General features: G+C 74.9%; 1 protein-coding gene. It reads right to left on the bottom strand.

The window, feature by feature from the left end; genetic code table 11:
- On the bottom strand, window positions 1–718 hold a 718-nt coding region (gene thiL / locus AC066S_RS39010), incomplete at both ends, for a thiamine-phosphate kinase (protein ID WP_478271932.1).

Here is a 718-nt window from a genome sequence, read left to right as displayed (position 1 = left end):
GATTCTCCCGGCCGTAGGGCAGCTGATCGGGCACGGGCCCGCCCGCGCAGGCCGCGATGAGCTGCGGGGCGGGCGTGGTGTCGATGTGCGCGCCCACGCCCGAGGCCTGCAGGATGTGGCCCAGGTCGCCCACGAGCCCGTCGCTCACGTCGATGGCGCTGCTGGCCACGCCGCGCAGCGCCTGGCCGAGCGCCACCCGCGGCGTGGGCCGCTCCAGCCGCTCGCGCGCCTGCGCCAGCACCTGCGGCGGCAGCTGCACGGGCATTTCGCCCAGCAGCGCGTCGAGCGCGAGCCGCGCATCGCCCAGGTGGCCGCTCACCCAGAGGTCGTCTCCCGGCCGCGCGCCGCTGCGCAGCAGCGCCTGGCCGGTCGGCACTTCGCCGAACACGGTGATGCAGATGTTGAGCGGCCCCTGGGTGGTGTCGCCACCCACCAGTTCGCAGCCGTGTGCGTCGGCCAGCGCCAGCAGCCCGTCCGAGAAGCCCTGCAGCCAGGCCTCGTCGGCCCGCGGCAGCGACAAGGCCAGCGTGAACGCCAGCGGCCGGGCACCGCAGGCGGCGAGGTCCGACAGGTTCACGGCCAGCGCCTTGTGGCCCAGGTGCGCGGGATAGACGTCGGGAAAGAAATGCCGGCCCTCCACCAGCATGTCGCTGGAGACGGCCAGGTGCATGCCGGCGGCAGGCGCGAGCAGTGCGCAATCGTCGCCCACGCCGCGCGC

Source organism: Bradyrhizobium sp. CFUWI (genome assembly GCF_056429085.1).
The sequence above is the reverse complement of the archived record's forward strand: the minus strand, read 5'-3'. Positions and strand labels throughout refer to the sequence as shown.